The organism is Stenotrophomonas pictorum JCM 9942 (genome assembly GCF_001310775.1).
Lineage (GTDB): Bacteria > Pseudomonadota > Gammaproteobacteria > Xanthomonadales > Xanthomonadaceae > Stenotrophomonas > Stenotrophomonas pictorum.
Genome location: NZ_BAZI01000599.1, coordinates 1 through 1,181, shown reverse-complemented (window position 1 = coordinate 1,181; position 1,181 = coordinate 1). Strand labels below are relative to the sequence as shown.

Here is a 1,181-nt window from a genome sequence, read left to right as displayed (position 1 = left end):
CGGGCGGTGGCGGTCGGCGCCAGGGCCCGGCTTGACGGCGTTTGCACCGGTCCACCGCTAGCTTCGAACCCGCCCCCCTGCCTCGGCGGCGGGCAGCCAATCAAGGCGTAGGGCCTCGCCTGCGCCGGACCTGATCACTGCGCGGGAGAGGACGGATGAACACGCTTTGGCTGTGGGTCGGCTTCAATCTGTTCGTGCTTGTGCTGCTGGCCCTGGATCTGGGGGTGCTGCACCGCAAGCAAAAGGAGATCAGCATCAAGGAGGCGCTCTGGCTGAGCCTGGGCTACTTCCTGCTGGCCATGGTCTTCGCCGCCGGCGTGTTCCATTTTCTGGGAGCGCCCAAGGGCTATGAATTCCTGACCGGCTACCTGATCGAAAAGAGCCTGAGCATCGACAATATTTTCGTGTTCGTGCTGATCTTCAGCCATTTCGCGGTCCCGGCGCCCTACCAGTACCGCGTGCTGTTCTGGGGCGTGCTCGGTGCGCTGGTGATGCGCGCGGCGCTGATCCTGGCAGGCGCGGCGGTGATCGAACACTTCCACTGGATCATCTACGTGTTCGGGGCGTTCCTGATCTTCACCGGGGCCAAGATGCTGGTCACGGTCGGGCGGGAACCGGATATCGAGAACAACCGCGTCAACCGTTTCATGCGCCGTCACTTCCGCGTGACCGAAACCTTTGAAGGCGATCGCTTCACGGTGCGCCGCAACGGGGTGCGGTTCATCACCCCGCTGTTTATCGTGCTGGTGCTGGTGGAGCTGACCGACCTGGTGTTCGCGCTGGACTCCATTCCGGCGATCTTCGCGATAACCACCGATCCGTTCATCGTCTACACGGCGAACGTGTTCGCGATCCTCGGCCTGCGGGCGCTGTACTTCGCCCTGGCCGGGATCATCACCCGCTTCCACTACCTCAAGTACGGCCTGTCGCTGGTACTGGTGGTTGTCGGCATCAAGATGATCCTCAATGCCTGGTTCGGGACCAAGGTGATCCCCACCGAGCTTGCGCTGCTGATCACCGCCGTGCTGATCGGCGGCTCGATGCTGGTCTCGCTGCTGAAGACACGCGGTGCGCCGCCGGCGGATGCGCGGACCCGGACCTGGTGGGTACCGGGCAGCCCGACGCGGCCGAAGAAACCGGAGAAGAAGCCGGACCAGCCATGACCCCGGCCTGATCGGCGC

1 protein-coding gene is annotated in these 1,181 nt (G+C 64.1%); it reads left to right on the top strand.

Translation table 11 applies throughout. From position 1 onward, the window contains the following. Positions 1-155 precede the first annotated feature (155 nt). Entirely contained in the window at positions 156-1,163 is a 1,008-nt protein-coding gene (locus JCM9942_RS16380) for a TerC family protein (RefSeq protein ID WP_054660918.1), read from the top strand. Positions 1,164-1,181: the final 18 nt, after the last annotated feature.

Excerpts from the sequence above, each read along its gene's own strand:
- JCM9942_RS16380 (WP_054660918.1), top strand. The coding sequence starts at position 156 with ATGAACACGCTTTGGCTGTGGGTCGGCTTCAATCTGTTCGTGCTTGTG.